The sequence below is a fragment of the Mesorhizobium sp. P2_B11 genome (assembly GCF_056404855.1).
The window spans coordinates 1-6,996 of sequence record NZ_JBFUDF010000020.1 but is presented as its reverse complement, the minus strand read 5'-3'; the positions used below and the strand labels follow the sequence as shown (position 1 = coordinate 6,996).

The following is a 6,996-nucleotide window of genomic DNA, read 5'->3' as shown; positions in this document are numbered from 1 at the left end:
GGTGGCGGTCTGCAGGCTGCCCTTGCCCTGCTTGTCGCCGCCGATCTTGACCGTGCCGCCGCCATCCTTGCCCGACGCATCGAGCTTGGCCGCCTTGAGTTTCAGCTTCCTGCCGGTGACGGTGATCTTGCCGCCTTTGCCGCCGGCTTTGGCCGAGGCATCGAGCTTGCCGGAGATTTCCACCGAACCGTCGCCACCGCCAAGCACGATGGCGCCGGATTGGCCGGAGACCGTGCGCGCCTCGATGACGCCCGACATGTTGACCGCCTGGCGCGCCGCATCGCGCACCGCTGCCGCCTTGAGCTCGACTGTCCCGCCATCGGCGCTGATCGTGCCGGAATTGCCGACCAGCGCATTGCTGCCATCGGCTTTTGTCGGCACCGACACCTGGAGAAAACCGTCGCCGGACAGGTCGAGCGCTGCCTTCTCGCCGGAGCCGAGCCCGACCTTGCCCAGTGGCACATCGATCGAGCCGGCATTGTCGACGCTGCCGCCGATGAGCGCTGCATAGCCGCCGCGCCCGATGCTGATCGAACCCTGATTGGAGACGGAAGCTGACGCGCCTTTGCCCTGAAACCCGAGCTTGCCGGCCTCAAAATCCTCATCGCTGATGCCAAGCGATGACCCGACGAAGCCGGCGGCACTGACCTTGCCGGTTTTGGAGATGGCGATGCCGTTGGGATTGACCAAAAACACCTGGCCATTGGCGTTGAGCTGGCCGGCGATGGTCGACTTCGTGCCGCCAGTGACGCGGTTGAGCATCGTCGAGGTCGATGTCGGCTGGTCGATATCGACCCTTGCTCCAGCGCCGATCGAAAAGCTCTGCCAGTTGACGATGGCCGAATTGGTCGACTGCTTGATGGAGAGCTGCGAGGCCGAGGGATTGGAGATCGTCACGCCACCCGAGGCCACACTGCCTCCGGTCGGCAGTTCCTGTGCCCGCACCATCGATGTGAAGCCGACGAGCGCCGTCGATGTCAGCAGCAGCGCCATCAAAGGCGCGCTGCTACGGCGGGACTGCCCAGATGAAAGGGTGTGGCGCTGCATGCTTCCGCCCCTCTCGCCTATTGCACCGACGCGACAGCGCAGACGGCAGCGGTCTCGGCCATGCCCTGGCAGAAGGCGGGACCGCCAAGCCGGGGATCCTCGACCAGCGCATCGCCACCAACAGGCTGGCCGGTGAAGAAGACCTGAGCCGGCGCACCGGCGCCATGTGCGTTGACGTTGTACGCCACCGTGCTTGCTGTCTGAGCTGCTGGAACCGTGTTGGGCGCCGAGACAGTCAGATCAGCGCCGACATAAGTCAGCTGATAGTTGGCCGAAGCGGCGAGACTGCCCTGTTCGATCGCATAGCTGCCGGGAGCGCTGGCAGCGGTCGCTGCCGTGGACAGCGAGCCGGAGAGCGTATCGCCATTGACCAGCCCGAGCCCACCGATCGTGTAGGTGAAGGCCGGATTGGGCATGCCTTGCGGCCGGCTCTGTGCGTCGGCGACGATGGTGATTGCCCGCTTGCCGATGCTGAAATCCGCGCCGACGAAAGTGATGTCGTAGTTTGCATTGGCGCCGTCGGTGAGCGTGCCTTGGCCAATCGCGTAGGTGCCGGCGTTCTCGCCGCATGCGCGGTCGAGAGCACCAACCAGATCGACGCCGGTGCCGAGATCGCTGTGGCTGTAGCCGTATGATGACGGATCGGCATCGCCGTAAGTCTTGTGCTGACCGGCATCGACGGTGACCGTCACCGCGCGCTTGGCAATGGTGAAGTTGGAGCCGACAAAGGTGATGTCGTAGTTCGAATTGGCAACGTCCGTCAGCGTTCCCGCTGTGATGGCGTAGCTGCCGGTATTTTCGCCGGTCGCACGATCGAGGTCGCCGACCAGTGCGTCGCCCTTGCCGAGGTCGCTGTGGCTGTAGCCGTATGACGACGGATCGGCATCGCCGTAAGTCTTGTACTGACCGGCATCGACGGTGACCGTCACCGCGCGCTTGGCAATGGTGAAATCCGCGCCGACATAGGTGATGTCATAGTCGGCATTCGAGCTGGTGAGAGTGCCTTGGCCTATGGCGTAGGTGCCGGCGTTTTCGCCGGTCACGCGGTCGAGGGAACCGACCAGGTCGACGCCGTTGCCGAGGTCCGAGACGGTGTAGCCATAGGAGAGCGGATCGCTGTCGCCATAGGTCTTGCCCTGACCCGAATTGGCCGTCACCGTGATGGCGCGTTTGCCGATGGTGAAATCCGAACCGACATAGCTGATGTCGTAGTTGGCGTTGTTGGCGTTGGTCAGCGTGCCCTGCCCGATCGCATACGCCCCGACACTTTCGCCTGTCGCGCGATCGAGCGCACCGACGAGGTCGACGCCGCCGCCAAGGTCGGAGACGGTATAGAGAAAGGCCGACGGATCGGCATTGCCGTAGGCCTTGCCCTGTCCGGCAGTGGCGGCGACCGTGATCGCTCGCTTGCCGATGCTGAGATCCGAACCGACATAGCTGATGTCGTAATTCGCATTGTTCGAATTGGTCAGCGTGCCTTGTCCGATGGCATAGGCGCCGACATCGGATGCTGCCGTCGCCGACGTCGTCAGCTCGCCGCTTAGGCTATCGCCAATGACCAGATTGCCTGTGGCCACCTGATAGGTCAGCGCGGGATTGGCGTCGCCGTAAACGCGGCTCTTTGCGTCGGCCGCCACCGTGATGGCACGTCGTGTCACCGACAGATCGTTGCCGACATAGCTGATGGCATAATTGGCGTTGTCCAGGCTGCCCTGCGTGATGACGTAGGCGCCGACGCCCGATGCTGTCGTCGCCATCGTCGCCAGCGCACCGCTCAGGGTGTCGCCGTTGACCATGTCGCCCGATGTCACCTGATAGGTCAGCGCCGGGTTGTCGTCACCATAGCTCCGGCTCTTGCCGTCGGCGGTGACCGTAATGGCGCGCTGTGCCACCGACAGACTGCCGCCGACATAGCTGATCGCGTAGTTGCTGTTGTTGAGCGTGCCCTGCGTGATGCTGTAGCTGCCCACACCCGATGCCGTCGTCGCAGTTGTTGCAAGCGCACCGGTCAGGCTGTCGCTGTTGACCAGATTGCCTGACGTCACTTGATACGTCAGAGCCGGGTTGGCGTCGCCATAGATACGGCCCTTGTTATCGGCCGTCACCGTGATCGCCCTTGGCGTCACCGACAGATTGTTGCCGACATAGCTGATCGCGTAGTTGCTGTTGTTGAGCGTGCCTTGCGTGATGCCGTAGCTGCCCACACCCGATGCCGTTGTCGCACTTGTTGCAAGCGCGCCGGTCAGGCTGTCGCTATTGACCAGATTGCCCGAGGTGACCTGATAGGTCAGCGCTGGATTGGCATCGCCATAGATACGGCTCTTGCCATCGGCCGTCACTGTGATGGCGCGTTTCGTCACCGACAGATTGGCGCCGACATAGCTGATCGTATAGTTGCCATTGGCAAGTGTGCCCTGCGTGATGCCGTAGCTGCCGACACTCGATGCCGTGGTTGCTGTCGTCGCCAGCGCGCCGCTCAGACTGTCGCTGTTGACCAGGTTGCCAGACGTCACCTGATAGGTTAGCGCCGGATTGGCATCGCCATAGATACGGCTGTTGCCATCGGCCGTCACTGTGATGGCGCGTTTCGTCACCGACAGATTGGCGCCGACATAGCTGATCGTGTAGTTGTTGTTGTTGAGCGTGCCCTGCGTAATGCCGTAGCTGCCAACGTTCGATGCTGTTGTGGCTGTTGTCGCCAGCGAACCGCCCAGGCTGTCTCCGTTGACGAAGCTGCCCGACGTGAGGTGATAGGTCAGCGCCGGGTTGGCATCGCCATAGATACGGCTCTTGGCATCGGCCGCCACCGTGATCGCGCGCGGCGTCACCGACAGATTGGCGCCGACATAGTTGATCGCATAGTTGTTGTTGTTGAGCGTACCTTGCGTAATGCCGTAGCTGCCAACGCCCGATGCTGTCGTGGCTGTTGTCGCCAGCGAACCGCTCAAATTGTCACCACCGACGAGGCTGCCGGATGTCACCAGATAGGTCAGTGACGGATTGGCATTGCCGTAGATGCGGCTCTTGGCATCGGCCGTTACCGTGATGGCTCGCTTGGCGATGGTGAAATTGCTGCCGACATAGGTGATGTCGTAGTTCGAATTGTTGGCATTGGTGAGGGTGTTCTGATTGATGGCGTAGGTCCCGGCACTGTTCCCGCCCGCACGGCTAAGGCTGCCGACCAGGGCCACACCGGCGCCGAGATCCGAGGCGGTGTAGGCGTAGGACGACGGATTGGCGTCGCCATAGATCTTGCTTTGGCCAGGCGTCACCGTCACCGTCACCGCGCGTTTGCCGATGGTGAGCAGGCCTGTGCTGTTGTAGGCGAAACCATAACCGCTCAACGCCGCGAGATTGCCGGCGCTGACCGTAATTGCATAGGATCCGGCGCCGGCCTGTGTATTGCTCGGCGGGTTGACGGACGTCACGCTTGGGCCGCCGCTGAAGGCCGTGGTGGCGGTGTCGCCGAGATAAGAGCCGATCACACCGGTCTGGTAGCCCGCCACCGAATAGGTCAGCGGCGGCAGGGCGGTGTCGCCATAGGTCTTCGTCGCATTGTTGGACGTGAATGTCAGTGTCGGCTGATAGGTAAAGACGTAGCGGTTGCCGGCCGCACTCACCGCTGCGCCGGCCGCTGTGTTCCAGATGGCCGTGTTGCCACTGTCCAGATTGCCGAACGTGTTGCCGGTCGGGTTGGCCGCATAGACCAGCCAGCGTCCGCTGGAAGCGGTGACGGCATCGCTGCCGCGGTTGTTGATGAACAGGCCGCCGGCGGCAAGCACAGGGCTGGCGCCACTGACTTGCGCCGCGATGGTCAGGCTGCCTGTCGTCTGCAAATTGACGGAACCTGTCGCGGTCACGCCACTTGCACTCGCGCCACGGGCGCTGGAGGCGCTCGCGACCGTCAGGCTTGCAGCGTCGCGCAGATCGATGGAACCGACGGTGCCGGCGACGGTGCCGATCTGGTTGCCGGCGCCATTGAGCGCGAACGAGCCCGTGCCGCCGAGCCATAGCGAGCCGGCGGTGATGGCGTTGCCGGTTGCCCCTTGCGTCACCGCGCCGGTCGACGACAGTGCCAGCGTACCGGTGCCGACCGATAGGGCCTGATTGAGGGCGAAGGTGGTTGCCGCCGTTTCGATCTGTCGGTTGGCAAAGGACAGGCTGGCGACAGCGGTCGATCCGACAGCGGACGCGTAGGCGCTGTTCAACGCCGAGAGTGAGGCAATCGAACCGTCGGCTTCATCGAGGCGCCAGTCACCGTAGATGTTGAGGTTCGCAACGTTGCCGGACACGCCGGTCCGGAAGGTCACGCCATTCGTGGCACCTGAGTCCGCCTCGGCAACCGTGTAAGCAAGCACTGAGTTCGAGACCGCACCGGCCGGCAGAGCGAGATAGTAGTAGCCATTGACGCCGGTCGAGACCGTACCGAGGTTGATGCCGCCGGAGACAAGGGACACCAGCCCGGGGTTTTTTGTGTAGTAGGGCTGGCCGGTGCCGGAAATCAGCGGCGTGTTGCCGGCATCCTTGTAGGCAATGCCGGAGATCGCCTGGGCACCATTCGGGTAGAAACTTTTCAGATAGGGATAGAGGCCGCCAGTGCCGCCGCCATAGGCAGCACTAAGGCCGCTCGCGCCACCGTTTTGAAAGCTGGAGGTCGACAGGCCGACGACATTGACATTCGGGCCGGTGGTGCCGCCGCCGATCGCAGGCTTGGCGACGGATGTGGTGTTGTAGGGACCCGATGTCGATGTGTCGTACGCGCCGGTGATCACGCCGTCGTAAAGGTTGTTGCCGATGAACGCGCCGACATTCCATCCGCCGCTGACCGCGCCGATCGAATAGCTGTCGGTTATCCTGCCGCCCTCGCCGACCCCCGAGTAGCCGTAATTCGATCCGACCAGACCGCCGGAATTCGCCCCGCCGCTGCCGATATCGACGGCGCCCATGGCATAGACGCGATCGATGGTGCCAAAATTGTTGAAGCCCACCGCGCCGCCCGCGGTGTTGGTGTCGCGTGCGTTGATGATGACTGTCGAGAAGCTGTTGGACAATGCGCCATCGTTTTCGCCGATCAGACCGCCTGAGGTGGACCCGTATTGTGTGGTGAACAGCTGACCGGTCGAATAGCTCTGGGTCAGCGTGCCGGTGTTGAAGCCGACGATGCCGCCAAGTGTCCTGTAGCCGCGGATCGTCGCATTGGTGACGCCGATATTCTGCACCAGGCCGCCGGCGCCGACGAAGCCGAACAGGCCGACATATTGCGCGCTGGGCCGGGCCACCGTCAGTTTGTCGATGGTATGGCCGAGCCCGTCGAATGTGCCGGTAAAGCCGTCGCTGTTCTGGATGTTGCTGTTGCCATCGGTGCCGAGCGGTACGAAGCCCAACCCACCGTTCCAGCCGGCCGTGGCGCTGGCGTCGAGAGTCTTCGCCAGCGCATAGCGCCCGGTCAGGCCGCTGTTGATGTTCTGCAATCCGTTGAGATCGTAGATCAGCGTATAGCTCTGGCCGTTGATCGACAGTGCCTGTGCCCCAGGCGTGCCGGTGAAGGTGGCCGAGGCGCCCAGCGCATAGGAGATCGTGCCGCCGCTGCCGCCATTGTTGGTAACCAGCGACAGCCCGCCGACACCGCCGATCGTTGCATTGGCATTGAAGATGATCGAGTGATAGGCGCTGAGCGTCAGCGTGTTGGCGCTCCAGCTGATCGGCGCGGCGACGGTGATGTCGCCGGCCTGCGAGCCGCCGCTGCCTGTCGAGATGGTGACATTGGCCATCGCCAGCAGGTTCTGCAGCGTGGTGACGTTGATGACGCTGTCATTGGTGTTGGCGGTCATGCTGCCGCCGGTGTTGTTGGTCCCGTTGGAGATGGTGACGTTGTAGGGATCGAGCAGCAGGTCGCCGGTGTCGCCGAAGCGGGCGCGCAAATCGACCTCACCGCAAATCGACCTCACC

General features: G+C 63.2%; 2 protein-coding genes. Both read right to left on the bottom strand.

What is annotated here, in order from left to right; all coding sequences use genetic code 11:
• Positions 1–993: two-partner secretion domain-containing protein (locus tag AC1DYJ_RS31765; protein WP_477426395.1), on the bottom strand; the 993-nt coding region annotated here is incomplete at its 3' end.
• A 71-nt stretch (positions 994–1,064) separates the two neighbouring features.
• On the bottom strand, positions 1,065–6,968 hold the full coding sequence (locus AC1DYJ_RS31760) for an MBG domain-containing protein (RefSeq protein WP_477426393.1): 5,904 nt from the start codon (positions 6,966–6,968) through the stop codon (positions 1,065–1,067).
• Positions 6,969–6,996 lie beyond the last annotated feature (28 nt).